General features: G+C 70.2%; 24 protein-coding genes. 9 read left to right on the forward strand and 15 right to left on the reverse strand.

Features of this window, described 5'->3' with window-relative positions:
- Positions 1-55: 55 nt before the first annotated feature.
- Positions 56-2,509, reverse strand: coding sequence for a DNA polymerase domain-containing protein (locus HUA78_RS16495; protein WP_174476755.1), 2,454 nt, complete (start codon positions 2,507-2,509; stop codon positions 56-58).
- A 56-nt stretch (positions 2,510-2,565) separates the two neighbouring features.
- Between HUA78_RS16495 and HUA78_RS16500 the strand changes: the two genes are divergently transcribed.
- From HUA78_RS16500 to HUA78_RS16510, 3 genes are all read left to right on the forward strand, one after another.
- Entirely contained in the window at positions 2,566-3,210 is a 645-nt protein-coding gene (locus HUA78_RS16500; RefSeq protein ID WP_141643678.1) for a YafY family protein, read from the forward strand.
- Between the two features lie 146 nt (positions 3,211-3,356).
- On the forward strand, positions 3,357-5,033 hold the full coding sequence (locus tag HUA78_RS16505) for a long-chain-fatty-acid--CoA ligase (RefSeq protein ID WP_174476689.1): 1,677 nt from the start codon (positions 3,357-3,359) through the stop codon (positions 5,031-5,033).
- Positions 5,034-5,116: 83 nt separating this feature from the next.
- A complete protein-coding gene (locus HUA78_RS16510; RefSeq protein ID WP_174456459.1) occupies positions 5,117-5,881 on the forward strand; it encodes an MBL fold metallo-hydrolase in 765 nt (254 codons plus the stop codon).
- Here the strand turns inward: HUA78_RS16510 and HUA78_RS16515 are convergent.
- From HUA78_RS16515 to HUA78_RS16540, 6 genes are all read right to left on the reverse strand, one after another.
- A complete protein-coding gene (locus HUA78_RS16515; RefSeq protein ID WP_174476690.1) occupies positions 5,878-9,480 on the reverse strand; it encodes a M1 family aminopeptidase in 3,603 nt (1,200 codons plus the stop codon). The two genes, HUA78_RS16510 and HUA78_RS16515, sit on opposite strands and share 4 nt — an antisense overlap.
- A 9-nt stretch (positions 9,481-9,489) precedes the next feature.
- A complete protein-coding gene (locus HUA78_RS16520; RefSeq protein WP_174456461.1) occupies positions 9,490-10,365 on the reverse strand; it encodes an ABC transporter ATP-binding protein in 876 nt (291 codons plus the stop codon).
- Between the two features lie 89 nt (positions 10,366-10,454).
- On the reverse strand, positions 10,455-10,661 hold the full coding sequence (locus tag HUA78_RS16525; protein ID WP_141643682.1) for a cold-shock protein: 207 nt from the start codon (positions 10,659-10,661) through the stop codon (positions 10,455-10,457).
- Between the two features lie 199 nt (positions 10,662-10,860).
- Positions 10,861-11,043 carry a hypothetical protein gene (locus HUA78_RS16530; protein ID WP_141643683.1) on the reverse strand — a complete coding sequence of 61 codons (183 nt, stop codon included), beginning with the start codon at positions 11,041-11,043 and terminating at the stop codon, positions 10,861-10,863.
- A gap of 75 nt (positions 11,044-11,118) precedes the next feature.
- On the reverse strand, positions 11,119-11,325 hold the full coding sequence (locus HUA78_RS16535) for a cold-shock protein (RefSeq protein WP_141643684.1): 207 nt from the start codon (positions 11,323-11,325) through the stop codon (positions 11,119-11,121).
- Between the two features lie 363 nt (positions 11,326-11,688).
- A complete protein-coding gene (locus tag HUA78_RS16540) occupies positions 11,689-12,012 on the reverse strand; it encodes a helix-turn-helix domain-containing protein (RefSeq protein WP_174476691.1) in 324 nt (107 codons plus the stop codon).
- A 165-nt stretch (positions 12,013-12,177) separates the two neighbouring features.
- Between HUA78_RS16540 and HUA78_RS16545 the strand changes: the two genes are divergently transcribed.
- The 4 genes from HUA78_RS16545 to HUA78_RS16560 all read left to right on the forward strand — a co-directional run bounded on the left by HUA78_RS16545 (position 12,178) and on the right by HUA78_RS16560 (position 15,454).
- Positions 12,178-13,719, forward strand: a complete 1,542-nt coding sequence (locus HUA78_RS16545; RefSeq protein ID WP_174476692.1) for a PLP-dependent aminotransferase family protein — start codon at positions 12,178-12,180, stop codon at positions 13,717-13,719.
- Between the two features lie 161 nt (positions 13,720-13,880).
- Entirely contained in the window at positions 13,881-14,357 is a 477-nt protein-coding gene (locus tag HUA78_RS16550; protein ID WP_141643687.1) for a carboxymuconolactone decarboxylase family protein, read from the forward strand.
- 71 nt (positions 14,358-14,428) lie between these two features.
- A complete protein-coding gene (locus HUA78_RS16555; protein WP_174456463.1) occupies positions 14,429-14,857 on the forward strand; it encodes a 2TM domain-containing protein in 429 nt (142 codons plus the stop codon).
- Between the two features lie 3 nt (positions 14,858-14,860).
- Positions 14,861-15,454: a 50S ribosomal protein L11 methyltransferase gene (locus HUA78_RS16560; RefSeq protein WP_217442499.1), complete on the forward strand. Its 594-nt coding sequence runs from the start codon at positions 14,861-14,863 to the stop codon at positions 15,452-15,454.
- 37 nt (positions 15,455-15,491) lie between these two features.
- Here the strand turns inward: HUA78_RS16560 and HUA78_RS16565 are convergent, their stop codons facing one another.
- Both HUA78_RS16565 and HUA78_RS16570 read right to left on the reverse strand, forming a co-directional pair.
- On the reverse strand, positions 15,492-16,136 hold the full coding sequence (locus tag HUA78_RS16565) for a hypothetical protein (protein WP_141643690.1): 645 nt from the start codon (positions 16,134-16,136) through the stop codon (positions 15,492-15,494).
- Positions 16,137-16,227: 91 nt separating this feature from the next.
- Positions 16,228-17,112, reverse strand: coding sequence for a pirin family protein (locus HUA78_RS16570; protein WP_174476693.1), 885 nt, complete (start codon positions 17,110-17,112; stop codon positions 16,228-16,230).
- Between the two features lie 151 nt (positions 17,113-17,263).
- On the opposite strand from HUA78_RS16570, the gene HUA78_RS16575 reads away from it, so the two are divergent.
- On the forward strand, positions 17,264-18,586 hold the full coding sequence (locus HUA78_RS16575; RefSeq protein WP_174476694.1) for a cupin-like domain-containing protein: 1,323 nt from the start codon (positions 17,264-17,266) through the stop codon (positions 18,584-18,586).
- Positions 18,587-18,590: 4 nt separating this feature from the next.
- Here the strand turns inward: HUA78_RS16575 and HUA78_RS16580 are convergent, their stop codons facing one another.
- On the reverse strand, positions 18,591-19,952 hold the full coding sequence (locus tag HUA78_RS16580) for a metallopeptidase TldD-related protein (protein ID WP_174462784.1): 1,362 nt from the start codon (positions 19,950-19,952) through the stop codon (positions 18,591-18,593).
- 183 nt (positions 19,953-20,135) lie between these two features.
- Here HUA78_RS16580 and HUA78_RS16585 point away from each other — a divergent pair, with 183 nt between their 5' ends.
- Positions 20,136-21,416: a TldD/PmbA family protein gene (locus HUA78_RS16585; protein WP_254623745.1), complete on the forward strand. Its 1,281-nt coding sequence runs from the start codon at positions 20,136-20,138 to the stop codon at positions 21,414-21,416.
- Positions 21,417-21,444: 28 nt separating this feature from the next.
- Here HUA78_RS16585 and HUA78_RS16590 read toward each other — a convergent pair whose 3' ends face one another.
- The 5 genes from HUA78_RS16590 to HUA78_RS16610 all read right to left on the reverse strand — a co-directional run bounded on the left by HUA78_RS16590 (position 21,445) and on the right by HUA78_RS16610 (position 26,794).
- Positions 21,445-22,578: a hypothetical protein gene (locus tag HUA78_RS16590; RefSeq protein ID WP_254614574.1), complete on the reverse strand. Its 1,134-nt coding sequence runs from the start codon at positions 22,576-22,578 to the stop codon at positions 21,445-21,447.
- 14 nt (positions 22,579-22,592) lie between these two features.
- Entirely contained in the window at positions 22,593-24,506 is a 1,914-nt protein-coding gene (locus HUA78_RS16595) for a hypothetical protein (protein WP_174456469.1), read from the reverse strand.
- An 88-nt stretch (positions 24,507-24,594) separates the two neighbouring features.
- On the reverse strand, positions 24,595-25,551 hold the full coding sequence (locus HUA78_RS16600; protein ID WP_371745597.1) for a c-type cytochrome: 957 nt from the start codon (positions 25,549-25,551) through the stop codon (positions 24,595-24,597).
- A gap of 56 nt (positions 25,552-25,607) precedes the next feature.
- Positions 25,608-26,624, reverse strand: a complete 1,017-nt coding sequence (locus HUA78_RS16605) for an aromatic ring-hydroxylating dioxygenase subunit alpha (RefSeq protein WP_174476696.1) — start codon at positions 26,622-26,624, stop codon at positions 25,608-25,610.
- Positions 26,621-26,794: a Xan family putative trans-acting RiPP leader peptide gene (locus tag HUA78_RS16610; protein WP_141643698.1), complete on the reverse strand. Its 174-nt coding sequence runs from the start codon at positions 26,792-26,794 to the stop codon at positions 26,621-26,623. The genes HUA78_RS16605 and HUA78_RS16610 overlap by 4 nt, the downstream gene beginning before the upstream one ends.
- Positions 26,795-26,818: the final 24 nt, after the last annotated feature.

The raw sequence follows: 26,818 nt of genomic DNA on the forward strand, positions 1-26,818 counted from the left end.
CACCTGCCCAGAAGCCAACACACCCCGCCGGACGTTGGCGAGCGGGCGATTCAACCTACGGACCTCCCGGGGACTCGTCCGCCCGCGAGTCCTCCGGCGCCTCGTCTTCCGGCGGCTCCGCCACCACGGTGAGGATGGGCTTCGCGTGCGCGAGCGAGGGCGTGAAGAGGGACGGCTGGCCCGGGTCATCGAAGACGGTGGAGAAGTCGAGCGGCGTCAGCCCCCGCACCAGCCGCGCGGCGAACGTCTCCTTCAACAGCCGCACGTAGTATTCGACGTCGTAGTCGCGCGGTTCGTTCCCCGCATCAGAGGAAGTGCTCCCGATGTCGTCGGGCTCCGGCTCCGGCAACAGCCCCGCACGTCCCCCCACGGCTCGGTAGACGCGGATGTGCTCGCCGGAGCCCCAGCTCTTCCTTCCGGCCGCGAGCATGGCCTCGTAGGGCAGCTCGCGCCGGCGCTCGCGCAACGCGCCGTACTGCGCGGAGTCCTTCGTCAACCGGACGTGCGCGGCGACCTCCGTCGTGGGCACCTGTCGCCTGCGCAGCGCCATCACCGTGGAGACATACACGTCCCGAACCGCCGCGAGGTCTCCGGCCAGCAGGCAGCGCACCGCGCGACGCAGGAAGGCCTCACCGAAGGGCTCGGCGCGACTGGAGCGGAAAGCCACGCCCTTGAGCAGCAGCGTCCCGTCGTAGGCCTGGAGCGCGTAGTTCTTCGGTTCATGCGAGAGCATGGCCGCATAGCGGCCGTCGAACTCGAGCTGGACGCGCTGGGGCAACAGCGCGGCGACCTCCGCCACCACCCGGCGCTCGTCCTCCTCGCGCCAGTCCTCCGGCACCGCGAAGTACACGCCGTCCGTGTCAGCCTCCAGCAGCGTGACGCCCCTGCGGGCCAGCTCGCGACACAGGAGCGCCAGCACCGCGCGCCCACGCCGCGTCACCTCGTTGGCCGCGTGCACGTCCGAGAAGCGCGTCAGCCCGGAGGCGCCCAGGTAGCCATAGGCCGAGTTGACGACCAGCTTCATCGCCGCGGAGAGCGCTTCGTTCTCGTGTCGCTCGGACGAGCCCGGCGCCGCCGCGCGCGCCCGCTTCTTCGCCGCCAGTCGCTGGTCCGTCAGCCGGTCCACCATCGACAGCAACGCCCCCAGGCGGTCCCGCTTCGGGCCGATGCGGTACTCGCGCATCAGCGACGGATAGAGGCTGGCCACGTCGGCCTTCACCACGCGCCGGGCCACTCCGGTGGCGAACAGGTGGAGCGCCGCGCCGCTGTGCGACGTGCCATCTCCCTCCTCGTGCGCGGGGAGCGCCGCCCCCGCCCGCAGGTACGCCCGCACCAGCAGCGGGTCCAACACCCCCGTGGCCGCGCCCGCGTCCGCCAGTCGCTCGTAGCGGCGGGGCGCCATGCGAGCGAGCGCGAAGGCCGCCCCGCCCAGCAGTCGCGCCAGTCCCTCCGCTTCCCCCACGTCGTCGCGCGCATAGCGCCGCACGCGCTCCGGGTCCGTCTGGAAGACCTCGTGCACGCGCGCGCCCGGGATGTACTCGCGCGCCGGCCCCGCGATGCCGAAGTGCCGCGCGACGGCCTTGAGCCCGTGGCCCGGCAGGTCTCGCACGGCGAAGTCGTGCCGCAGCACCGCGTCCATCGTGTCGATGAACTCGCGTCCGGGCACCGTGAAGCGCGCGCGCCGCATCGGGTCCGCGCTGCGCTCCGCGCCGCGTCCCAGCGCCGAGCCTCGCGCGGACGGCCGGTGCCGCAACCCGGGACCTCCCGCGCGGCCCAGGGGCAGGGAGACGTTGAGCAGCTTCGCGCGCCGCGCGACGAACGGCAGGTCGAAGCCGTGCAGGTTGTGGTTCTCGATGACGTCCGGGTCCAGCACGCGCACCCGCTCGACGAAGCGGCGCAGCAGGTCCGCCTCCGCCGCGTCACCTTCACCGTGCGCCTCCAGCACCTCCGGCTCGCCTTGAGGCCCGCGCAGCGCGATGAGGAAGATGCGGTCCCTGCCCGGGTCCAACCCCGTGGTCTCCAGGTCGAACTGGAGCCGGTGCAGTTCGTCGAAGCCCAGCCCCCGGAAGTACGTGCGACCGGAGGCCGTGAGGTACTGCTCCTCCGGCGGCAGCGACAGCACCGTGCCCGGGCTCAAGTCGCGCAGGTTCGAATACGGGCGCCCCAGCCGCCGCGACACGCCTTGCAGCACGTCCGACGCCAGCGCGCGCCCATCCTCCGCGCGGATGAGGAAGCGCAGCGCCCCCGGCCCCGACAACTCCTGGAACGTCACCCGGCCCGGAACGTAACCCTCGCGCTCCGGCTTGAGCCGCGCGCCCAGGTGGTCCAGGTCCTCCAGCGTGGAGAGCACCAGCCAGGGCCGGAAGCGCACGTCCTCGCGCACCAGCTCCCCCGTCCCCGGAATCCGCCGCCATATGGACGCGCGGCCGTCGGGCTCCGCCCACACCGAGACGATGCCCGGTGTCGCGTCCCAACCCCACAGCCACTCGTCCTCCACCATGCCGCTCATCATGCCCCACAGCTTGCCGCCCACGGTTGTCAGCGGTATGTCAGGTATCACCCCGCATGCAACGCACCGAGCGACTCTTCGCCCTCGCTGAGTACCTCAGAGGCCGCCGCACCGGCGTGACGGCGGAGACGCTGGCGGAGCGCTTCGGTGTCACCGTGCGCACCATCTACCGCGACCTCGACACCTTGCGCGCCGCGTCAATGCCGGTGGCCGCGGAGCGTGGGCGAGGGGGCGGCTACGCGCTGGACCGCAGCTACAGCCTACCGCCGGTGAACTTCACGGCGCGGGAGGCGGCGCTGCTGGTGGCGCTGGGGCGCTTCGCCATCGACATGCGGCTGTTGCCCTTCACGGGGACGCTGGAGTCGGCGCTGGACAAGGTGCGGGCGGCCCTCTCCACGTCGGCGCAGCGCGAGCTGCTCGACAGGCTCAAGGAGCTGTCCTTCCTCGGAGTGCCGTCGCTGCCGAGCAAGGCGTCCGTCCGAGCGGCGATTGAGCGCGCCTGGTTCGAGCAGCAGCCCCTGCGCATCACCTACGTGGACGGCAACTTCCTGGAAACCACGCGAGAGGTGCGAATCGTCTCGGTGGTGATGGACCGGCACGAGACTCGCCTGGACGCACTCGACGTGAGGAGCGGCGAGCGCAGGCACTACCGGGTGGACCGCATCGTCCAGGCCGAAGTCACGCGCGCCTTCGGGACCTGACCGACGCCCGTCTCGCGCGGTCATGCCGCAGCGCATCAAAGGCAGACACCCAACAACCGCCGACCCGGGGGCCGGTCGTGCGCGCAATCGGGATAGCATCCGCGTCCCCGAACCCATCAACGACACGCGCCTTGGAGGCGAGCCCGATGGAGAAGCCCTGGTTGAAGCACTACCCGCCTGGAGTTCCGGCGGAAATCGATGACCGGCAGTACCCGACGCTGACGCACCTGCTGGAAGAATCGTTCACCAAGTACGCGGACCGGCCCGCCTTCAAGTGCATGGGCAAGTTCATCACGTACCGGGAGCTGGACGCGTTGTCGCGGCGCGTGGGCGCGTGGCTCCAATCCCGGGGCCTGGAGAAGGGCGCTACCGTCGCCATCATGATGCCCAACGTGTTGCAGTATCCGGTGTGCATCGCCGCGATTCTGCGCGCCGGCTACATCGTGGTGAACATCAACCCGCTCTACACGCCGCGCGAGTTGGAGTACCAGCTGAAGGACAGCGGCGCCCAGGCCATCTTCATCCTGGAGAACTTCGCCGTCACGTTGCAGCAGGTGCTGGAGAAGACGCCGGTGCGGCACGTCGTCGTCGCGACGATGGGCGACCTGTTGGGCGGCTTCAAGGGCACGCTGGTCAACTTCGTGGTCCGCAAGGTCAAGAAGATGGTGCCCGCGTTCCAGCTTCCGCGCGCCACCAGCTTCAAGCAGGTGCTGGCCGAGGGAGGCACGCGCACGCTCACCCCCGCCACCACCACGCGCGATGACATCGCGTTCCTGCAGTACACGGGTGGCACGACGGGTGTGTCGAAGGGCGCGATGCTGCTGCACCGCAACGTCATCGCCAACCTGTTGCAGGTGGAGGCGTGGCTCCAGCCCGCGATGAAGGGCCGGAACATCGAGCAGGCGAACATCATCTGCGCGCTGCCGATGTACCACATCTTCGCGCTCACCGTGTGCGGCCTGATGGGCATGCGCATGGGCGCGATGAACGTGCTCATCCCCAACCCGCGCGACATCCCGGCGTTCATCAAGACGCTGTCGGAGCAGCCGTTCCACATCCTCCCGGCGGTGAACACGCTCTACAACGCGCTGGTCAACCACCCGGACTTCAGCAAGCTCGACTTCTCCCACCTGATGGTCTCCAACGGCGGAGGCATGGCGGTGCAGAAGGCGGTGGCGGACAAGTGGTTCGCCGCCACGCGCGTGCCGCTCATCGAGGGCTACGGTCTGTCGGAGACGTCTCCGGTGGCCACCAGCAACACGCCCATCGCCACGGAGTACTCGGGCACCATCGGCCTGCCGGTTCCCGGCACGGAGATCGCCATCCGCGACGAGGACGGCAACGACGTTCCGATGGGAGAGTCGGGCGAAATCTGTATCCGCGGGCCGCAGGTCATGGCCGGCTACTGGAACCGTCCGGACGAGACGGAGAAGGTGATGTTCGCCGACGGCTTCTTCCGCTCCGGCGACATCGGCATCATGGACGAGCGCGGCCACACCCGCATCGTGGACCGCAAGAAGGACATGATTCTGGTGTCCGGCTTCAACGTGTACCCGAACGAAGTCGAGGGCGTGGTGGCGATGCACCCCGGCGTGCTGGAAGTGGCCGCCGTGGGCATCCCCGACGAGCACTCGGGCGAAGTCGTGAAGCTCTTCGTCGTGAAGAAGGACCCGTCGCTCACGGAGGCCCAGTTGATGGACTTCTGCCGTGAGCAGCTCACCGGCTACAAGCGTCCCAAGCACATCGAGTTCCGCACGGAGCTGCCGAAGACGAACGTCGGCAAGATTCTGCGGCGCGAGCTGCGCGAGAAGAAGGTCGCCTGAGTTCCAGGTGACGTCACGTCGGCCGGAGCGGCATCCTCGCCGCTCCGGTCGTCGCCGCACGCGGGTTTCGGGCATCATGGGCCATGCCCTTCGCCGCGACCCACATCAGCACCGCGACGCTGCTCCTCGAAATCGGTCCGCTCCGCATCCTCACGGACCCGGTCTTCGACGCGCCGGGGCGCAAGTACAGCTTCGGCTGGGGAACGAGTTCGCGGCGCCTGGACACCTCCGCGCTGCCCGTGGAGAAGCTGGGGAAGCTGGACGCGGTGCTCATCAGCCATGACCAGCACGCGGACAATCTGGATGACGCGGGCCGGGCGCTGCTTCCGCGCGCGGCCCAGGTGGTGACGACGCACGCGGCGGCGCGGCGACTCCAGCACGCGAACCTCACGGGCCTCAAGCCCTTCGAGTCCACGCGCGTGGGAGACCTGCGTGTCACGGCGACACCCGCGCGCCACGGGCCTCCGGGCTCGCTGCCCATCGTCGGCCACGTGGTGGGCTTCGTGCTGGAGGCGGACGCGCTGCCCGGCCCCGTCTACATCTCCGGGGACACCGTGTGGTTCGACGGCGTCGCGGAGGTGGCCCGGCGGTTCCGCATCCACACCGCCTTCCTGCACCTGGGCAGCGTGGGCTTCTCCCTCACCGGCCCGCTTCGCTACACCTTCGACGCGAAGGAGGCCGTCATCGCGGCGAACGCCTTGAACGCCCCGCGCATCATCCCCGTGCACTACTCCGGTTGGAGCCACTTCCGGCAGAAGCCCGAGCAGGCACGCCAGGTGTTCTCCGAGGCGGGCCTGGACGCCCGGGTGAAGTGGCTCACCCCGGGCGAGCGGACCGTGCTCGACTAACGCGACGCCGACGCCTCCGCTCGCGCCTCCAGCTTCCGGAAGTTGTCGCCGCGCTCGCGCTCGATGCGCAGGAAGAAGGGGTCCACCCCGACGTGCGTCGGGCGCTGGTCCACCACGAAGGACACCTCCGTCGAAGCGCCCTGGAAGCGGAGGCGCTCCACGTGCAGCGGGACGTCCTCTCCGGAGCCGTCTCGCGGGGACTCGCTGTAGACGGCGACGTCCAGGGCTTCGTCCAGCGACAGGGGGACCGCCTCGCTGCCCCGGCGCGCGTGCTTGGACGTGGACACCCGGGCCGTCACCCGGAAGCGTCCATCCGCCTGCGTCTCCACCGTGGCGGACTCCACCTTCAAGTCGTACAGCACGACCTCTTTCAGCCACTGGTCGATGAGGACCTGCTGTTCGGCGGACGCCTCCGCGTGCAGCGCGTCCAGCAGGTCCAGCGTCGTCAGCGAGTTCTCACGGGCCTGCGCGTGCAGCAGGTGGCGCAGCGCCGCGTCCAGCTTCGCCTCGCCCAGCAAGTCCCGCAGCGCGTTCATCACCAGCGCGCCCTTGCCATAGTAGAGGTACGACTGGCCCGTCCCCTTGTAGAGCGGCGGTTCCTGCTCCGCCTCCTCCGCGCGACCCGAGAGATAGCGGTCCCGGTCGAAGGCCAGCACGGGGAGCAGCGAGCGCTCTCCGTGCAGCCCCGCCAGCACCCGCTGCTCGGAGTACTTGGTCAGCGACTCCACCAGCATCGTCGCGCCTTCCACGGAGGCCGGGTCCAGCATGTGGCCCCACCACTGGTGGCCCACCTCGTGCGCCGTGCGCCGCGTCACCAGGTCCACCGCGTCCTCCCGCCCCATGTCGGTGAGGAAGCCGCGGTCCTCGACGAAGTAGATGACCTGACTCATCGCGAACGCGCCGAAGTCCCAGTACGAGGGAATCTCCACCACGCGCAACTGCGTGTCCGGATAGCGATGGAAACGCGCGCCGAAGTCGTCGAGCGAGCGCGTCATCGCCGTCAGGATGGCCTTCACGTTGTAGGGATGCGCGGGGTGGTAATACACCTCCACGTCGACGCCCTGGTGCCGCGTCTTCTCCACGGCATAGCGGGCCGAGACGATGGCGAACATCGGCGTCATCGGCCGGTCCACCACGTAGTGGAAGTAGCGCCGCCCACCCTCGCTCCACTCCTTGCGCAACGTCCCCGGCGCAATCGCCGTCTGGTCTTCCGCCGTGGACACCGTCACGTCGAGGGTGTGCCAGACCTGGGGCGACGGCGCGGGCGCGGCGCCACTCTCATCCAGTGGAGGCATCCTCGGAATCTCCGGCAGGCCGAGCTCCCTCCGCCGGGCCGGGTTGCCCATCTCGTACGTCCGTCGGTAGCCCAGCGTGGGAAACACCTCCGTCTGCCGGATGAAGGAGCCGTTCTCCACCAGCGACAGTTCGAAGTCCCCCGCCCTCACGCCCCGCTCCTCCCGCGTGACGTCGAAGGACAGCTCCGACACATCTCCCGGAAGCAGCGGAGAAGCCAGCTTGAAGCGGTACATGCCGAAGCGCTCGTCATGGGCCACCTGCTCCGCGCCTCGCAGCGCCAGCGAGACGGGCCGGGCGGTCCGAGGCACGGCGACCCACACCGTGTCGATGGGCGACAACGTCCTGTTCTCCAGCCGGTACGTCCCGGTGACGCGATAGCGGCCCTCGGCCGGGAACAGGTCCACCGCGGACTTCACGGCGACGATGCTGGGAAGCGGAAGCGCCTCGTGGATTTTGTACGTCCGCTCGTAGTCGGCCTGCCACGCGAGGAACGTGTCGCGGGACTCGTAGGCATTCAGCCCGTAGGTGTCGTGGAGGATGAGTCCTCCCGTGCCCACGAGCACCACGCCACAGCCCACCGCGCCGGCCAGGCCCCCGCGTCCCCACCGAGCGGCAAGCGCCTGGAACCGGGCCCCCAGTCGAGGGGCCAACCCGCGCCGCCACAGCCCCCAGGTGACCAGGGCCAGCAGTCCCGCGAAGGCGCTCCAGTACACCATGAAGGCGGTGAACGACGCGGCCATCGGGCCATGGCCATTCAGGTCGGTGTGAGTCACCTCGGGCGCCGCGCCAAAGCGCGTCAGCGGATGCTCCAGTCCCCAGCCCGCGCCCTGGCCCACGACGATGGCCAGCACCAGGCTCAGCACCATGCCCACGTAGCGATGCGGGCTCACCGTCTGGATGAACAGCACGGCCACCGCGAACAACACCAGCGGCAGCCCGGCGAAGTAGAACAGCGACAGGTAGAGGCCCGGCTCCAGGAGCTGGTGGCCGCGCGCGAGCTGGAAGAGCACCCCCAGCACCATGGGTGTCCCGGTCAGCACCCCCACCAACGCCACGAGCGCCGCGAGCTTGGACACGACGAAGACGACGCTGGAGACGGGCGTCGCGTCGAGGAGCGCATCGAAGCGCGCCATGCGCTCCCGCCACGCCAGCTCCGCGCCGAAGTAGATGAGCACCAGCGTGCCGAGCTGGGACAGCGGCGTCCAGATGCTCTCCAGCACCCGGCCCGTGGTGGGGATGCGACGCGTGCCGTACTCCCCTCGCCCCGCCCCCGTCACGATTTCCATGCCGACCATGAACAGCCACAGGGCCAGCAGCGCCAGGAACGGCCAGCTGCGCAGCAGGTGCCGCAGCTCCAGCCGCGTCGCGGAGACCAGCACCTCCCACGTCATGCCGCGCCCCTGGGACGCCTCCACCTCGACAGGCCTGTACGTGGAGGGCGCCGTGGACGCGGACTCGCTGGAGCGCTCGTCGCGCCGGGGCTTCACCGCCGCGCTCCGGAAGGAGAAGCGCCAGTGGACCCCGCCCAGCACGCACGCCGCGACGCCGAGCCACAGGAGCCGGTTCCAGAGAAGGTTTCCCTCCAGCGAGAGCAGCCGCGTGTTGCGCTCGGCTTCCGTCCAGTAGCGCGTCTGCTCGAAGAAGGCGGACAGGCCAAACGGGTCCAACAGCGCGGCGCGAGCCATGGCCTCCGGCGTCTGCGGCGACACCCCCGCCATCAGCGGCGAGTCAGCCCACATGGCGCCGACGATGTAGAGCGCATACACGAGGACGCCGCCGACGTAGCTGGCCAGCGTGCTGCGCGACAGCGCGGAGACGGCGAACAGCAGCGACGCGGCGAACACGACATTGGGCACCACGAGCACGACGAGCGCCCACAGGTAGCTCACGACACTCAGGGGCCCCAACTGCTCGGGCGCCACCGCCACCACGAACGGCGACACCATCAACGAAAGCGTCGCCACGCCGAACACGGCGAGCGTCGCCAGCAGCGCTCCCAGGAAGCGGCCCAGCAGGTAGTCCCGCTGGGTGACGGACGTGGTGTAGAGCAGCTCCGTCATCCGGTGCTCGGCGTCGCGCTGCACGGTGTTCGCGCAGAAGATGCCCAGTACGAAGAGCGACGTGAGCGACAACAACCCCAGTGACTTCGCGACGCTGTAGGGCGAGTTGACGTGGATGCCGTCACCGCCGTAGCCCGTGGCGACGAACAGGACGCCCAGCCCGAGGAAGAACGCGGAGGCGGCGAAGAAGACGGCCTGGCGCGTCTGGTAGCGCCATTCGAAGTGGAGGATGCCCCGGAGCATGGTGGGTCCCTACGCCGCGCGCCGGTGGGACAGCGTCGAGAAGTAGACGTCCTCCAGGTCCGGAGCCACCGGCTCGAACCCCTCTTCCGGGCGCGCATCCGCGAGGACATGCACGCGCGTGCGGCCCGCCTGGAGCTGCGTGGAGAGGACCGGGAACGACTCGCGATACCGCGCCACCGCCCCCTTCTCCACCGTCTTGCGCCACACCCGCCCCTCCAGGGACGCCACCAGCGCTTCGGGCGCGCCCTCGCACAGCACCCGCCCCTCGCTGAGGATGGCCATGCGCGGACACAGCTGGCGCACGTCCTCGACGATGTGCGTAGAGAGCAGCACGACGACGTGCTCCCCCACTTCCCCCAGCAGGTTGTGGAAGCGCTGGCGCTCCTCCGGGTCCAACCCCGCGGTGGGCTCGTCCACGATGAGCAGCCGGGGGCTGCCCAACAGCGCCTGGGCGATGCCGAAGCGCTGGCGCATGCCGCCGGAGAAGCCGCTCACGGCCTTCTTGCGGTGCGCATGGAGGTTCGTCAGGTGCAGCAGCGCCTGCACCTGCTCCCGGCGCTCCCTGGCGCGCGTGAGGCCCTTGAGGAGGCCCAGGTGGTTGAGCAGCTCCTCGGCGGACACGCCCGGGTACACGCCGAAGTCCTGGGGCAGATAGCCCAGGTGGCGCCGGTGGGCCTGCGGCTGGGCGAGCACGTCCAGCCCGTCGAACACCACCTGCCCCGAGTCAGGCTCCTGCAGCGTGGCGAGGATGCGCATCAGCGTGGACTTGCCGGCGCCGTTCGGCCCGAGCAGGCCGAAGAGTCCTCGTTCGATGGTCAGGTCGATGCCCTGGAGGGCTCGAACCCCATTGGGATACGACTTCGAGACAGCGGAGATTCGCAGCATGGGGAGCGCGGTGGGGCGGTAGGGATGACCGCCTTGCTACGCTCCGGCTCCCCGCGCGATTGCAGCGCCGTGGGGCGAACAGACCCGCATCAGTCGATGGGACGGACGTTCGAGGCCTGGAGTCCCTTGGGCCCCTTCTGCACGTCGAACTCCACCTTCTGCCCGTCCCTCAAGGTGCGGTGGCCATCCGTCTGAATGGAGGTGTGGTGGCAGAACACGTCCGCGCCACCGTCGTCCTGCGCGAGAAAGCCGAAGCCCTTCGCGTCGTTGAACCACTTCACGGTACCCGTCGCCATACGCGGCATCCTCCCTGTCGCGACTTTTGCGTCGCCACATGCCCGGAAAGTGGCATGGGGGACGACGCGTAGCCCGGACCCGAGGCGCCTGTCGACGGGCGACGTTCGCGACTATCCACCGGTGAGCTTTCGGCCGCCCCCCCTGGATACGACAAGGCCCACCACGGTGCTTCGTGGTGGGCCCGACTGCGGTGGGGACCTAGTACTCCACAACCGGCTGCGGACCGGGAATGATGTCCGCGATGTCCGGGTCCACTTCACCAGGCTGGCGGGGCGTCTTGTCCCCCTTGTCCTTCTTGCGCTGCTCGCGCTTGGCATCCTTTTCCTGCTGATGCTGCTTGCGCGCCTGCTCTTTCTGACGCTTCGTCGACCTTCCTTGCATGTCGCCTCCCTCCTGAAAGCAAAAGCCCGACCTCACTCAAAAGGAGACCGGGCATGAGTGCTGGAGCGGACGCGCTCAGCCGATCGGGCGGACGTTCGAGGCCTGAAGTCCCTTGGGCCCCTTCTGCACTTCGAACTCCACCTTCTGACCCTCGGCCAGGGTCCGGAAGCCGTCCGCCTGGATGGCGGTGTGGTGGCAGAACACGTCAGGGCCGCCATTATCCTGCGCGATGAAGCCAAAGCCCTTCGCGTCGTTGAACCACTTCACGGAACCAGTCGCCATATGCGTCTTCTTTCGTCTTGCGGCATTCGAGGCCGCCTTTCACCCCAAAATCTGGGGTGCCGGACTGCCTCTAGCCTGATAGGAGGCCCCTGTCATCACATCCAGGCCTCGAAAAACCAACCTACCCCAACCCCGCGCGGAACAACGCACGAGCTACCCGAACAATTCTCGTTTCAGTTTAACGGTGGGCGCTCCCACCCGCCGCATTCCGGAAGGTAAGAAGACCCGGCGAAAAGGGCGCATTCAGCCTCTGCCGGAGCCCTCCTCGGGCAGGCGGCCAACACCTCCGCGACACCCCAGCTCCCCCGCCCGGCCCCGTCATGCCTGGGAGCGGGCGCGACGTCCACCCGGATTGTGAAGGACTCAACGGCGCCTGTGGACAGCGGCGCGTTGACGGCGTCCGGACGCCACCGAGAGCCGCTGCTGGCGCACCGCGCGAAGCTCCACGACGTTGCCGCGGCGCGCCTCTTCCAGCGCGTCCACCAGCCCACGCTTGCCGCCGAAGTGGTAGCGCGGCGCGCCGCGTCCCACGTGCGCGTGCCGGGCCACCGCCGCGAGCGTCAGCGACTCCAGACCGTGCTCCCGGACGAGCTGCTCCGCCACGTGCAGGAGCCGCTCGCGCATTCCCTCCTCGATTCCCGCGCGCGGCGGCGCGACGATGAGGTGAAACCAGGGCCACCCCAGCATGACGTTTCCCCTTCTCTTCCTTCAGGCTTCCGGACCCAGGGCGGGCCACGGCCGCGACTCGCGCTACGGCCGGGACGTAACCTGCTTGCGGACGTTTCCAACAGTGATGGCTCGTGATTCCAAACATCACCGGTGTGAATTCTCCGGGACTGGGATGCGCGGGACATGACGCCCTCGAAGCCCGGCGCGAAGGGGGGTCCTCGGCGGCGGGCACGCAAGCGGCCGGCGGTGATGGCGGCCACGTCGCTGGTGTTGGACGCCGCTTCGGGCGCCTCGCTCCAGACGCAGCTCGTGGAGGCGCTGCGCGCGGCCATCGTCGCGGGGCGGTTGGGGCCGGGCACGCGGCTGTTGTCCACGCGCGCGCTGGCCGAGCAGCTCGACATGTCGCGCAACACGGTGCTCAACGCGTACTCGCGGCTCTTGTCGGAGGGCTATCTGCTGGGCCAGTTGGGCTCGGGCACGTATGTGGCGCACGAGCTGCCGGAGCGGCTTCATGCCTCGCGGCGCGCCGGGGCTCCCGTGGCCGCGCCGAAGCCGAAGCACACGCCGGGAATCTCCAAGCGGGGGTGGGCGGTGGCCGGCCTGCCGGACCTGCGCATCACCGCGCCTGGCATTCCCGCAAGCCGGCTGGCGTTCCGCATGGGCACGCCGTCGGTGGATGCCTTCCCGAGTGATTTGTGGGGACGGCTGCTCAACACGCGCTGGCGGCGCTCGTGGGGCGACCTGCTCAAGCGCGCGGAGCCCGCGGGCCATCCACCCCTGCGGCGCGCCGTCGCGGACTATCTGGCGACCTCGCGGGGCGTGCGGTGTGTCCCCGAGCAGGTCATCATCGTCAATGGCGCGCAGCAGGCGATGAGCCTGGCGGCGCAGGTGCTGCTGGACCCGGGCGACGCCGCGTGGGTGGAGGACCCGGGCTACTTCGCGAGCCGGGGCGCGCTCGTCGCCGCGGGCGCCACGCTGGTGCCCGTGCCGGTGGACGCGGAGGGCCTGGACGTGAACGCCGGCATGCGGCTGCGGCCGGACGCGCGGCTGGCCATCGTCACCCCGGCCCACCACTTCCCGCTGGGCGTGGCGATGAGCGAGGAGAGGCGGCAGGCGCTGCTCGCGTGGGCTGTGCGCTCGGATGCCTGGATCGTGGAGGACGACTACGACAGCGAGTTCCGCTACGTGGGCCGTCCGCTGCCCGCGCTCCAGGGGCTGTCGCCGGACGCGCGGGTCATCTACATCGGCACGTTCAGCAAGGTGGTGTCTCCGGCCCTGCGGGTGGGTTACCTGGTGGTGCCGGAGTCGCTGGTGGACGTCTTCAGCGCGGCGCGGCGCTTCGCGGACGGCCACACACCCGTCATCGAGCAGGCGGTGCTCGCGGACTTCATCGACGAGGGCCACTTCAGCCGCCACGTGCGCCGCATGCGCGTGTTGTATGGGAGCCGGCAGGAGGCGCTCGTGGAAGCAGCCCGGCGCGAATTGCGCGGGCAACTGGACGTGTCTCCCCTCCACACGGGCATGCACCTGGTGGGCTGGCTGCCGGAGGGACTGGAGGACCGCGAGGCCAGCACGCGCGGCATCGAAGCCGGGGTGATGACGCAGCCCCTGTCCGCCTTCCGGACCCAGTCCACGGTCCCCGGAGCGCTCCTGCTCGGCTACGCGTGTGTGCCCGAAAAGGAAATCACCGAGGGCGTGCGCCTGCTCGCGCGCGCGCTGCGCTGAACAGAGTCCCTCGCGGCTCGCTGGGAAGTGGCCCCCCACCCAGGTCCGAAGTGGCACCATCGAGGGGTGTGCGAGTGGCCCTCGCGCGTCGTGGGCCCCCCGGTTACTTCACGCATCAGCGAGGGGGACACGACGTCCCTCCCTGAAGGAGACGAAAGACCATGGAAGCACAGCGTTTCGAGACCGCGAAGCTGGCCCCGGGCATCTTCACCGCGATGATGGGGCTGGAGAAGTATCTGCATCAGTGCGGGCTGGAGGTGGGCCTGCTGCACCTCATCAAGCTGCGCGCCTCCCAGCTCAACGGCTGCGCGTACTGCATCGACATGCACTGGAAGGACCTGCGCGCCATCGGCGAGACGGAGCAGCGGCTCTATGGGCTGGATGCGTGGGAGGAGAGCCCCTACTACTCGGCGCGGGAGCGCGCGGCCCTGGCCTGGACGGAGGCCGTCACGAACCTGCGGGACGGGCATGTGTCCTCGGCCGTGTACGAGTCGGTGAAGCCGCACTTCACGGACAAGGAGCTGGCGGACCTCACCGGCGCGGTGGCCACCATCAACGCGTGGAACCGGCTGGCCATCGCCGCGCGCTCGGTGCCGGGGGCCTACCAGCCGCCGAAGTCGGCGCACAAGGCCGGCTGAAGCCACGCGGTTCGCGACGCCGCCCGGGTGTATCGACGCGAGCCCGGGCGAAGCACTACTGTCCGGGACTCATGGCGGACACCCGACAGAAAACGCCCCCCACGCACTTCACGGAGCGAGAGGCCGCGGAAATCATCCGCGAGGCCAGCGCGCATGCGCTCGCGAGTCGCGAGCCTGCGCGGACCCTGACGCGTGAGGAGGTGCTCACCATGGCGCGGGAGATGGGCCTGAGCGAGGCGGCCGTGGAGGTCGCCCTGGTCTCCCGCGCCCAGAAGGAGCAGCACCAGCGCAAGGACCGCAAGGAGCTGCTGGGCCTGGCAACGCACGGCCTCAGCTACACCATCGTCCTCGGCGGGCTGACGTTGATTGACCTCTTCTCCGGCCCTGGCTGGTGGGTGCACTGGCCCGCGCTGGGCTGGGGCATCGGGCTGGCGTTCCATGCCATGGGCACGGTGATGGGGATGGCCAGACGCGAGCTGAAGGTGGAGGACGACGAGTAGGGCGTGTCGGTTGGGAATATCGCCGAGCATCACCGGATGCTCTACGACACGGTGCGCGTCCACGCCTACCGCTCGTCACTGTTCCGGCACGCCAGGGACCAGGTCGTCCTCGACATCGGAACGGGGACGGGCCTGCTCGCGATTCTCGCCGCGAAGGCCGGGGCACGACATGTCTATGCCATCGAGGAGTCCGCCATCGCGGAGGTGGCCCTGGAGATGTACGCCGAGAATGGCGTCGCGGACCGCATCAGGATGGTCATTCCCCCCACCGCTCCGCAGACGCTGCTCGCCCGCCCCTGCCTGCTCCGGGACGTCCAGCTCGACGGGGATTTGACCGAGGCGATGAACGAGCAGTCCGTCGAATCGGTGCTCGAGGTGAACGCTCCCGGCATCCTGGGTGGCGTGGCCATCTACTTCCGCGCGCACATGGACGAGCACACCGTCCTGTCGACCTCGCCCTCCGCGCCGCCGACGTGCTGGGGCTTCCAGGTGAAGGAGTTCAAGGAGCGGGTGCAGGTGCAGCCCGGAGACCGGGTGAGAATCGTCTCGACGCTCAACCGCTCCCACGGACACCGGTTCAAAATCGTCCTCGCCTGATGGGACGGCGGCGGGGTGGCCCACACGCCGTGGCGGCTCAGGTCCCCGGCGGCGTGCGCGGCAGCTCCGTGCCGAACACCGCCTGGAGCATGTCCACCAGTCCAGGCCACTCCTCCGCGCCCAGCCACAGTCCCTCTTCGACGTGCTCCACGCTCATGGCGAGTGACGCGGTCTCGAAGAGCCTCGCGGAGAGCACTCCCTCCGCGGGGAGACGGCCCTCCACCTGGAGCACCTGGCCGTCCCAACGGAACCCCGGCGGTAGGAGCCGCTCCGCCATGGCGCGCAGCGCGGAGCGGCCGGCGCCCGCGCGCAACAGTCCCATCACCAGCGACGAGGCCCCGCGCGACTCCTCCAGCTCGACACGGCCGGGCGTGCGCAGCCACAACCGATAGCGCCCCGAGACGAACTCCACCCGCTCCAGCGTCGTCTCCACGCGCAGCTTCCAGCCCTTCACGGACAGCCGGATATCATAGAGCTCCGGCCGGGCCTCCCAGTGGCGCAGCTCCACGTTCTTCGCCTTGCCGAGCAGCTGGCGCACCACCGTCTCCACGCGCACGTGAGACAGGCGCAGCCGTTTGCCGCCCACGTCCACCGCGACGTCTCCGGAGAGCGGGGACGGCAGCCGCTTCGCCCACTCCCGCGCGCCCTCCAGCAGCTTCATCGCCAACGACTGACTCGACATCCCAGCTCCTCCCGAGTGGGCGCGCAGCATGCACTGGATTCCCGACGCGGGAAGGAGGCCCTCGGGTACGAGGGCCTGTCACCCCGGATGCTCAGGGTGCGAGCGACGGGAAGCGACCCGCCTCCCAGTCCGCCAGCCGGGCGCGCCCCTCGGCCACGCTGTCCACCACGAAGTTCCACCAGATGACGAGCGGGTCCGGCAGCGGCTCACCTCCGAACACCACCGCCCGCCCGCCCTTCACCGAGCGCAGCGACAGCGTGGAGGCGCCTTCGTCCAGGTGCGCGAGCACGCCCCGCTCCACCGTCGTCCCACCCACGGCCACGTCCCCGTCCGCCACATAGAGCGCGAGCGCGTGCGTGGACGGCACGGGCAGCGACACCGAGGCCCCCGCCTCCAGCTCCACGTCCAGGTACGTCAAGGGATGGAAGGTGGGCACGGGGGAGACGGCGTCGCCCAGGCGACCGGCGAGCACGCGCACGCGGGCGCCCTCGCGCTCCACGAGGGGCAGCCGCGACGCGGGGACATGTTCGAAGGAGGGCTCCGTGTGGCGCTGCTCGCGAGGCAGGGCGACCCAGGTCTGGATGCCGTGCAGCGGCGCGGCGCCGGGGCTCGAGTCCACGTCCTCCGCGTGGACGATGCCGCGTCCGGCGGTCATCCAATTCACATCACCCGGATGGATGTCCTGCACCGAGCCCACGGAGTCGCGATGACGGAGGGCACCGGAGAACAGGTACGTCACCGTCTGGAGGCCCACGTGGGGATGCGGGGGGACGGCCATGGTGCCCGGTACGGCGGGCGAGGGTCCGAAGTGGTCGCAGAAGACGAAGGGCCCCACGCGCCGCAGCTCCACCCGGGGCAGGGCTCGCAGCACCCGCGAGTCCCCCACCAACTCCGTCGGCTTCGCGGGCCACAGGGCCGCCACGCCACGCTCCGCCAGGGCATCCACGCGCGCCGCCGACGCTGAATCCGTCCCCATGCTCGACTCTCCTCGCCGGGCGTCCGCGTGAACCCGCGTTGTCGTGGAGCCCGAATGCCGGATGCTAGTATCACCCACTCTTCCCCTCGCGCATCCCCCCGGACCCATGGCACGAGCCTCCGCCGCACTCCCGGTTGAACCGTCTCTCGCCTTGCCTCGTGCCTTCTGGAAGCGCTTCGCCCGCGAGCACTGGGACCAGGGACCCACCGTGTTCCCGGGGATGTTCCCCCGCCACTTCCCGTCGCCCTCGGAAATCTTCGAGGCGCTGCTGAACGTGGGCATGCGCTACCGGCAGGGCGAGTCGATGCTGCCCGTGCGCTTCTACGTGGAGAGCGAGGCGACCGCGGAGGGGCCGCCGGAGGTCCTCGCCGCCGTCGCGCTGTCGCGCTACCTGCCCCTGCCGGAGGACGGTGACGTCGACGGGTACGCGCGGCGGATGGAGCGACTGCTGCAGGGACGGCGCTTCGGACTGGTGCTGAGCAGCACGGAGAGCCACCACTGGAGTCACTGGCTCCAGATGCGCAGCTTCCTGTCGGGCTTCCACGGCGCGCTCGGCGTGCCGCTGGGGGGCGCGGACTCCGCGCTGTTCCTGGGCAACTACCGCCACACGCCGTTCGGCGTGCACAAGGACGACCTGCACGTCTTCTACTTCGTCATCCAGGGCCGCCGCAGGATGAGCTTCTGGCCGCTGGAGGCGCTCAGCTCGCGGCCGGAGGTGGCGCCGCATGCGGACCCGGGGCTGAAGGACCGGCCACACGGCGTGGTGCCGCGCGACGCGGAGGACGAGCGTCAGATGATGGCCCAGGCGCGCGTGCTCGAGGCCGGCGCGGGGGACTTCATGTACTGGCCCTCCTCGTACTGGCACCGCTCCGAGCCGAGCAAGGGCCTCACCATCGCCGCCTCGCTGGGCCTCGGCTTCCGCGCGCCCATGTTCCTGGACCGCGCGCCCGAGCAGCCGTGGCCTGGCAGCCTGCGCCATGGGGAGCTGCCCCAGGACAGGGACTGGAAGCTGCCGGCTTCGGTGCGCGCCGCGCTCGCCAGGCAGGGCCGGGGCCCGGGGCTGCGAGCCACGCGCGACACGCTCACCGAGGGATGGGCGCGCTTCCTCTCCAACGGCGCCTTGGACGGTCCTCCTCCCGAGGCGCGGGGCCTTGTGCCGCTCACGCTCGAGGACACGGTGGTGGCGAGCCCCGCGCGGCCCATCGTCACCGTGCCCCTGGACGAAGCACGCCTCGTCGTGGCCGCCAACGGATACTCGCGGACGCTGCGCTCCACGCCGGGCGCGCGGCGGCGGCTCCATGCGCTGGTGGAGGCGCTGAACTCCGGCCGGCCCCAGGTGGTGGGCGCGCTGGAGGAGTCCTTCTTCCAACGCCTGCCTCCGCGCGCGTTTCCCCGCGCGGGCGTGCGCACACTGTTGGATGAGATGGCGCGGTGGCGCGCGGTGTGGCGCCACGTGCCCGCGCGCCGACGCTGAGGCCTCAGCCCCCCGGGGGAGGCAGCACCAGGGTGGGCGTGCCGCACCCCTCGGCCGAGGGAAAGAAGGCCAGGTCCGAGCCCACGCCTCGCAAGCCGCGGAACGTCTCCAGCACGGGCAGCTCCAGCTCCAGCGGCTCCACGCGGTGCACCCGGCGTCCGTCGCGGACCTCCCAGCCTCCCGCGATGAGCGACACCGTGCCCGGCGTGGGCATGGTGGAGAAGTTCTCCACGCGCGCCACCAGCTCCGTGTAGTCGGCGGGCAGCGCATCCTCGCGCGGTAGGACACACAGGTTGAGCGGCGTGGGCGTCGCGGGGTGCGCGAGCTCTCGGAGTCCTCGGCCCCCAGACTCGCCGCCGAGGCGCGCGGCCGTCTCCTCCGTGTGGAGGAACCCCGTGAGGCGGCCCTCGTCGACGAGTCGCAGGACGCGGGCGGGCCGCCCTTCGTCATCGATGCTCCGGTGCTGAGTGCCTCGGGGGTCCAGCGGGTCATCCACCACGGACAGGATGGAAGGGAAGAGCTTGCGGCCCACGGCGCGGGTGAGCGCGGGCATCGCCGCACCAATGTCTCCTCGCAACAGCCAGGCGAGCCCCGCGACGAGCGGCGCCGCGACGGCGGGCCGCAGCACCAGGGGAAGCGAGCGGTCCGCTTGCTTCGCGGGTCCTTCCAGCGCGGACACGGCGTCGGCCAGGCGAACGCGCACCGGGCCAAGGTCCCCCTCTCCCTTCGTCATCAAGGCCAGCAGGGGCACGGCATCCACCAGCGCGCCACGCGACGTCTCACAGCGCAGGAAGGCCGCCTCATGCTCGGCCCGTCGGAAGGACTCAAAGCCATCGCTGCGCACGAGCAACGCCCCCGAGCATTCCTGCTTCACCACCAGGGCCTGGACGACGACTCCCGCGGGCAGGACCTCCTCGACGATGCGCTCGGCGCAAAGGCGCGCGCGCGAGGGATGCGTCTCCAGGCGCCACGCGGCCTGGGAAATGGGCGTGCTCGCGGGCGAGGCGGGAAGAGGCGCGGGCGTACCGGTGCGTGCCTTGCCTTCCGCGGACAGCAGCAACCGCTCCAGGGCCGCCACGCCATCCACGGACTCGACGGCGGTGCCCATGAGCGCTTCGGTCCAGACCCGGGCGGAAGCGGTGAACCCGCTACCCCAGCTACAGGAGGAGGTCCGCGTGGCTACGTCGTAGTCCATGGACAGGTCCGCATGCGACAGCAGGTAGAGCTCCGCGCTCCGCCATCCTCGCTCGCGACACAGGCGGTCCATCACCTTCCGCGCCTCGACACTCCAGTCATGAGGTGACAGGCCCGCCGTGTCCGTCAGGTCGGCCTCGGTCGCTTCCACGTCCTCGTCACCTTTCGACATGCGGACTCATTCACCGGAGGGCCTGCTTCCGAGCCCCGTCGCGCCACGCGCTCACGTGCTCGCATCATGCGTCTCGTGGAGGGCCTCCACCAGCCCCGGTCTCGGTCCGCCACGCGGCGTGATACAACCCGGGAGCGCGATACCTCGCGCGTCCCTCGACACGGACGGAAGGAGCCTCTCGCCTTGGATTGGTTCGTGGAGCGACGCGAGGTCTCCGACGTGCTCCATCTCCGCTCTGGCATCCGCGTGCCGCCCGCGACCTTCGAGCGCGGTGTCTGCGCGCGCAAGGGCAGCCCGAGCCACGGCGAATACACCTGGACGGAGCTGGCACGGGACGCGCCCGCGCCAGGGCTGCTCCCCGGTGAGGTCCTGGAGCGGACACGCGGGCCGCTGGTTCGTCCCTCCGCGCTGGCGGAAGGCGCGGCGCTTCGCGAGGACGTCGTTCGCCGGCTGGTGACAGTCGCTCGCGAGGCGGGCGCGGCCCACCTGGACGTGACGCTGCGCGAGGTAGACCGCTGGACGCTCCATGCCCATCCCGAGCGGCTCGTGGAGGAGCACACCCGTCATGCCCTGCTGGAGGTGAAGGCCTTCCACGGCGAGCCCGGTGGCCCCCGGTTCGATGCCTGGCGCTGCGTCAGCCACCCCGACGCCGCGCACCTCCATGCGGCCCTGCCCGCCCTGGAGGTCTGGGTGGATGCACTGGTGCGCGAGCTTCGGGAGACGACTCCCGCGCTGCCATGTCCCTCCGAGGCGCTGCCCATCCTCCTCCCACCGGGCGCGGCCTCCGCGTGCTTCTTCCACGAGGTCTGCGGCCATCCGCTGGAGGGAGATGTCGTCGCGCGCGGCGGCTCCTTCCTCGCGCGCCGGATGGGACAGCGCGTGGCGGAGCCCTTCGTCCACGTGTCGGACGACCCCACGGATGCACAGAACGCGCTCGGCTTCGCCTGGGACGATGAGGGACACGCGGCGCGCGCGGTGCCGCTCTTGCGCGAGGGCGTCGTCACCTCACCCCTGCTGGACACGCGCAGCGCTCGGGCGCTCGGCATGGAGCCCAACGGCCACGGCCGGCGCGTGGACTTCCGCCATCCGCCGCTGCCTCGCATGGCCCACACCCGCGTGGAGCCCCATGAGGGAAACTTGAACGCGTTCCTCGCGGACATGGGCCAAGGGCTGCTCGTGCAGCACCTCACGCCACGGCACATGAATTTGCTGTCGGGGGACTTCAGCTTCTACATCGTCGAGGCCCGCCAGGTCCGCGACGGGCGCGCGGGGGCGCGCGTGGGCCCAGGCATCCTCTGGGGCAACGGGCTGACGGCGCTGGCCGCCATCGACGCCGTGGGCTCCGACGCGCTCAACCTCTTCGCCACGCGCGGGTGCCGCAAGCTGGACCACGGCCCGCTGCCCGTATCCTTCGGGCAGCCATCGGTCCGCTTCCGCGCGCTGCAGGTCCGGCCCGGGGCGTGAATCCCCGAGGCCTGGACCTCTCGCGTGACTACTCGGCCGGGGGCCCCACGGGCTCGGCCGGGGGCTCCACGGGCTCGGGCGGGATGTAGCAGGCCCAGGTGGTCTCCGGCTCCGGCGGAGGCGGGTCCTCCAGGCCACCGCCCGGCGGCGGCTCCTCGCCCGGCGGCGGAAGCGGAAACTGCCCGAAGGCCCGGTACACGCTGACCTCGCCCGGACGCGGCTCCACGATGACGGACGGAAGCAGGTACGGCCGGGGCGGCGCGTCGGGGTCGGGCTCGCCCGGCTCCGGGACGAAGGTGTCGATGAGGTTGATGGTCACCGGCGCGGTGGAGTTGGGTGGCAGCACCAGCGCGAAGTAGCCCAGGAAGCTCTCCGAGCCGGGGAGCACGCTGAAGCCCATGGGCGACTGGCCCGGCAAGCCTTCGGGGGGAGCCCAGTCCAGCGCGAAGAGCTGGCCGGCGGACGCCTCCGCGATGCTACCGACCGGCGTCTGGAACAGGTCCGCCAGGAAGCTCATGTCGTGGACCCACAGGAGCGCGACACCGCCCGTCTTCGTGGAGTCCAACAGGTCCGCCGGCGTCGTGGGCGTGCCCGCCGCCGTCATCGCCTGGGCCACCGCGTCCAGCGCGCCCGTGTTGCCCACCAGCACCGCGGACTGGCCGTAGCACTGCGTGACGCTGGCGAGGATGGGCCGCACGTACGTGGTGGGGAAGTACGTCGTCGGCGGCAGCGGGATGGGGAACTCGGGGTCCAGCACCACACCCTCCTCGGGGGGCGTGGCGGACGCGAGGTACGTCGCCGCGTCGCCCGACGGAACGCCGACCAGCTGCCACGTCCCACCGAAGTCCGAGGGAGCCGCCGCGAACTTGCTCCCCTCGGGCGAGGACAGCGTCACGCTCCCGCCCATGATGGCGGACAGGGCGGTGTAGGGCCCGTTGAAGACGCCGGGTATCGCCTCCTCGGTGACCTCTTCGGGGAGCGTCATGAAGGCGATGAGGAACGCCTCCGGGTCGTAGACCACGCCCGAGACGTTCGTCGTGCGCGCGGGGAGGTCAACCACGGGCGCGGTGTCGGGCAGGGTGATGACGGGCGCCTCGGAGTCGGCACACCCGCCGACGGCGGCGCAGAGCAGGAAGCTGGAAGCCAGGGAGCGGAGCTTCATCGGGTCCTCGGGGCTCAGCGCACTGGCAGCACGTGCTCGGCGGGAGCCGTGGTCACGTGGCAGGCGTTGGCGCAATTGCCAAAAGCGTTGGGGGGGGAGTTGATCTCCTGGAACGGCAGGTCGAAGTACTCCGTGCCATGGGTGCCCGGGTGGCAGCCGGCGCAGGCAATCATGCTGGGGCGCAGCGTGCTCTCGCGCGTCAGGTGGCACAGGGTGCAGTCACCCTTGTTCTGGACGTACTTGGGCGAGTTGATGTGCAGCCGGTGGACGAAGTCCGACACGTGCCCGACGACGTCGTCGTGGTGACACACCTTGCACGTCTCCACGTGGTCAACAGAGACGCCGTGGTGCACGTTGCTCAGCGAGCTGACCCCGTTGTGACACACCTGGCAGTTGCCGATGCGGCCCGGGTACGTGGTGGGCTCGGCCTGGCCCACCTGGAAGAAGAACGGGTCCAACCGGTTGAGCCGCTCGCCCTCGAAGTTGCGGTGGCCCTTGAGCAGGATGGCGTAGGTGCCGGGCTTGGCGTCCGGCGGCAACGTCACCGTGTAGCGCGTCGTCGGCTGCACCCACGGGCCGCCCGCGACGGCCATGATGTCCGGAGGCACGTAGAACTGCGGCTCGCTCGAGGCGGGATAGGAGAAGTAGTCCGTGGGCACGAAGCCGCCGTTGACGACCTTCAGGTCCTGCAGCGGCCCGACGACCTTGAAGCCGGACTCGGACGCGCTGCTGTCACGCCACGTCAACAGCATGAACTCGTTGAAGTAGGCCAGGCCGTTGGAGCCCTCCTCCATGTAGGTCATGAACGAGGGCATGGAGCCGCGCGGATGCAGGCCGTGGCCATCGCCGTCCTGGAGTGACACGACGAAGTCCACCGTCTCGCCACCGTTGAAGAAGTTGCCGTTGGGGGGGCGGGAGACCTGCACCTTCTGCTTGAGGCCGAAGCCGCACGGCGTGGGCACGTCCGTGGCCAACCCATCCGGCCCCAGCTCGTAGCAGGTGGGGGGGCGCTCTTTGGCGTCCTGGAAGGTGACGGGGAAGAGGAAGGGCTTCTGGGGGAGCTGGCTCCACGTGAAACGGATGACGCCCTCGCCCCGCAGGTCCGGCATGGTGAAGGACTTGAAGGGGTTGGTGGAGTTGGCGAAGGACACCTTCACCGCCGTGGCGAACTCGAGCGCGTCGTAGTTCGCTGCCCTGTGCGGCGTGGGGTCTCCGGGGAACAGCGGGCGCTGCAGGCCCGTCACCGTGAAGCTGGCGCGGGTGCGGCCCGTGACGGGGCTCTCCGCGAGGAAGTCCGAGCGCAAGTAGGTCTGGCTGACGCGCACGTTGCCATCCGCGTCCAGCACCTCCAGCAGGAAGGTGTCGTCCGTGGCCAGCATCCACGCGGCGTTCTCGTAGAACGTCTCGCGCAGGAACGTCTGCGGCTGCAGGCGCTTCCACCCGTCACGCCCCGAGGACAGGCCCGACCAGTCCAGGTCCTTGAAGTACGACTCCAGGCGCATCCACGCCGCGGGCGTGCGCTTGTCGTTGTATTCGGGGAAGCGTGCCAGCTCGACGTCCATCGCGGAGAACTCGCGCAGGAAGTACAGCTCACCGGCGGAGACGACCATTCGCGCGTGAGGCTCGCTCGGCTCGAAGGGCGCGTCCGGCCTCGGGTAGCCGTCATTCATGTTGTAGCAGGTGTCCCCGTAGGCCGGCAGGTTCAGGTCCCCCTTCGTCACGGGCTCACCCGTGGGGAGGATGGCGCAGCCCTTGAACCACAGCAGGGACAGGGAGATGGCACCGGAGGCGGAGCTGTCGTACGGGTCGAACGCGCGAGCACCCCGGCCACGGGTTCCTTCCGTGTCGGCCGTGTCGAACAGGTTGCACCCCGAGGCGACCGCCAACACCGGGAGCATCAGGACCAGCTTTTTCAGGGACAGTGTCATGGGGTTCGAGTCCAGCCCGGCGCACCGAGAACAGGGGACGGTGTAGGGCAAGGCGTGTATCCTACTTTCTAAGAATGCGCCGCGCCAATCACTGGCCGCTGGCGCGTCGCGTCGGGGTCCCCTGGGTCTTCAGGAAGCGGTACATGGCGCGCAGATCCTCCTCCTTCATGGAGGCGAAGGCCTGCCAGGGCATGGCCAGCTTGTTGACCTGGCCCTTGCGGCTGGGCGCGGCGCCCAGGTCCTTGAAGGCGGTGAAGCGGGCGACGAAGGCGTCCTCGTCCAGCCCCTTCATGACGGGCCCCCCGGGCAAGAGGGACGGAATGGGCTCCGCGCCGAAGGGGGTGGGCGCGGCGCGGCCACCCGCGAAGGGCTTGGGTTCCTCGTCCGCGCTGGCGTGGCAGAAGGCGCATTGGGCGACGGTCGCCAGGTAGCGGCCCCTGGCGATGGGGTCCGCGGCGGGCTCGGCGACGGGTCCGGGGAGGGGCGCGGCCAGGTCCTGGATCTCCGCCGTCACCTCCGGAAGCAGCTTGGAGGGGGGCGTGGCGCGGGCCACCGCGGGCACCGTGCGCAGCCAGGCCACCACGGCGCGGGCGTCACCGTCCGACAGGGTGGTGCGCCACTCCATGTACGGCATCATGGGAAACAGCGTCCGTCCGTCGCGGCCGTAGCCCTCACGCAGGGTGCGCAGCAGCTGCTCGTCCGTCCAGCGCCCCACGCCGTGCTCGGGGTCTGAGGTGATGTTGGGCGCGCACAGGGTGCCCGGCATCTCCCATTCCTCACCGAAACACGCGCCCGCCAGCACCGGCCCCGACACCGGCCCGCCGAAGCGGCCGTAATCCCGCTCGGTGTGGCAGCCGACGCAGCCGAGCACCGACTCCGCCAGATACCGTCCCCGGGCCACGAGCGCCGGGTCAGCCGATGCGGGCACCACGGTAGGCGCGGGAGGCGCCACCGGCTTCGCGGCGACCACGGGCGGGGCTGGAGGTGGCGCCTTGGGAGCCTCTTCCCGTTGACGACAGGCCGCCCCGGCGACGAGCAGCACCACGGACACACTCCACCCCCAGCTTCGACTCCCTGCGTTCACTCGAGTGTCTCCCGTTCCTATTCCAAGGGGGGCCCGTCCACCGGACGGCCCGAGCGCAGGGCCGTGAGGGCCCGGCGGTATTCGATGGGGAGCCGGTCCGCCTTCACCAGGACCTCGCCCGCGAAGTCCAGCGGGTGCGCGCGCGGACGCTGCCCCTCCGCGATGCGGCGGTCCTGCTCCAGGATGGCCGACTCCGACTTCACGAACAGGTCCGCGAAGTTGCGGATCCTCGGGTGGTACGAGGCGAAGTAGAAGCACTGCATCTTCTCCTCGGACCAGGGCGAGGCCACCGCGTAGACGGTGTGCGGATAGAAGAGGGTCGGCTTGAAGGACAGCCGCGCGGCGAAAGGGAACGTCACGTCATAGGTGAGCGTGGTCCGGTCCACCCGGGGCGGCGCGCCACCAACACCGGGCGCCAGCGCGGGATACACGATGCGCGCGGAGAGTCCGTCCGACCGCTTCTCCACGTCGTAGGGCGGCACCTCGGGCTGGTCCGGATTGCCGAACGTCCCCTCATGCACGAAGGAGAGGTGGGCCACGTCCAGGACGATTTCCACCATGCGGCCGGCGGCGATATCCCAGTCCAGGCGCGGCAGCGGCACCGTGGCCACCGTCGTCGTGTCAGACAGCTCCGGCCATTCTGGCAATGGCGCGGCGGGCTCGGGTGAAAGACAGACCCAGACCAGGCCATGCCGCTCCGCGGCATGAAACGTCGCGAGCCGCGCCCGCTCCGGAATGGGCGTCTGGGGTTGCGAGGGAATCCGGACGCAGCGCCCGCTCTCGCCGTACGTCCAGCCATGGAACGCGCAGCGAAGGCCCTCGGGGGTGATGGAGCCTGAGCAGAGGTCCGCGCCACGGTGCGCGCAGTAGCGCTGAGAGGCCGCGACGCCAGAGCCGGTGCGCCAGAGGACCAGATCCGTCTCCAGCAGCCGGGCTGGAAGAGGCGCGTCCCGCAGCTCGTGGGAGTACGCCACCGGATGCCAGTACGGGGCGAAAGCGTCCCGGTACGGGCGGACCTCGTGGGCCGCGCTCATGCCAGGGCGAGCGGGGCGATCTTGCTTTCGATTTCCTCGAGGAGGAAGTCGATCTCCTCTATCTCGTCGAGCTTCTCGGGAGCAGCGGACACCGCCTCGGCGGTAGTCGATGTGGATACTGCTGTAGCAGCCAATTCGGAGGGGGACTGAGCAGTCTCTTCCGACGCCATGGGATGGCCTCCACTACACAGGGG

The sequence above is a fragment of the Myxococcus sp. CA033 genome, assembly GCF_013336625.1.
GTDB lineage: Bacteria > Myxococcota > Myxococcia > Myxococcales > Myxococcaceae > Myxococcus > Myxococcus llanfairpwllgwyngyllgogerychwyrndrobwllllantysiliogogogochensis.

Excerpts from the sequence above, each read along its gene's own strand:
- HUA78_RS16495 (WP_174476755.1), bottom strand. The coding sequence starts at position 2,509 with ATGAGCGGCATGGTGGAGGACGAGTGGCTGTGGGGTTGGGACGCGACA.
- HUA78_RS16500 (WP_141643678.1), top strand. The coding sequence starts at position 2,566 with ATGCAACGCACCGAGCGACTCTTCGCCCTCGCTGAGTACCTCAGAGGC.
- HUA78_RS16505 (WP_174476689.1), top strand. The coding sequence starts at position 3,357 with ATGGAGAAGCCCTGGTTGAAGCACTACCCGCCTGGAGTTCCGGCGGAA.
- HUA78_RS16510 (WP_174456459.1), top strand. The coding sequence starts at position 5,117 with ATGCCCTTCGCCGCGACCCACATCAGCACCGCGACGCTGCTCCTCGAA.
- HUA78_RS16515 (WP_174476690.1), bottom strand. The coding sequence starts at position 9,480 with ATGCTCCGGGGCATCCTCCACTTCGAATGGCGCTACCAGACGCGCCAG.
- HUA78_RS16520 (WP_174456461.1), bottom strand. The coding sequence starts at position 10,365 with ATGCTGCGAATCTCCGCTGTCTCGAAGTCGTATCCCAATGGGGTTCGA.
- HUA78_RS16525 (WP_141643682.1), bottom strand. The coding sequence starts at position 10,661 with ATGGCGACGGGTACCGTGAAGTGGTTCAACGACGCGAAGGGCTTCGGC.
- HUA78_RS16530 (WP_141643683.1), bottom strand. The coding sequence starts at position 11,043 with ATGCAAGGAAGGTCGACGAAGCGTCAGAAAGAGCAGGCGCGCAAGCAG.
- HUA78_RS16535 (WP_141643684.1), bottom strand. The coding sequence starts at position 11,325 with ATGGCGACTGGTTCCGTGAAGTGGTTCAACGACGCGAAGGGCTTTGGC.
- HUA78_RS16540 (WP_174476691.1), bottom strand. The coding sequence starts at position 12,012 with ATGCTGGGGTGGCCCTGGTTTCACCTCATCGTCGCGCCGCCGCGCGCG.
- HUA78_RS16545 (WP_174476692.1), top strand. The coding sequence starts at position 12,178 with ATGACGCCCTCGAAGCCCGGCGCGAAGGGGGGTCCTCGGCGGCGGGCA.
- HUA78_RS16550 (WP_141643687.1), top strand. The coding sequence starts at position 13,881 with ATGGAAGCACAGCGTTTCGAGACCGCGAAGCTGGCCCCGGGCATCTTC.
- HUA78_RS16555 (WP_174456463.1), top strand. The coding sequence starts at position 14,429 with ATGGCGGACACCCGACAGAAAACGCCCCCCACGCACTTCACGGAGCGA.
- HUA78_RS16565 (WP_141643690.1), bottom strand. The coding sequence starts at position 16,136 with ATGTCGAGTCAGTCGTTGGCGATGAAGCTGCTGGAGGGCGCGCGGGAG.
- HUA78_RS16570 (WP_174476693.1), bottom strand. The coding sequence starts at position 17,112 with ATGGGGACGGATTCAGCGTCGGCGGCGCGCGTGGATGCCCTGGCGGAG.
- HUA78_RS16580 (WP_174462784.1), bottom strand. The coding sequence starts at position 19,952 with ATGTCGAAAGGTGACGAGGACGTGGAAGCGACCGAGGCCGACCTGACG.
- HUA78_RS16590 (WP_254614574.1), bottom strand. The coding sequence starts at position 22,578 with ATGAAGCTCCGCTCCCTGGCTTCCAGCTTCCTGCTCTGCGCCGCCGTC.
- HUA78_RS16595 (WP_174456469.1), bottom strand. The coding sequence starts at position 24,506 with ATGACACTGTCCCTGAAAAAGCTGGTCCTGATGCTCCCGGTGTTGGCG.
- HUA78_RS16605 (WP_174476696.1), bottom strand. The coding sequence starts at position 26,624 with ATGAGCGCGGCCCACGAGGTCCGCCCGTACCGGGACGCTTTCGCCCCG.
- HUA78_RS16610 (WP_141643698.1), bottom strand. The coding sequence starts at position 26,794 with ATGGCGTCGGAAGAGACTGCTCAGTCCCCCTCCGAATTGGCTGCTACA.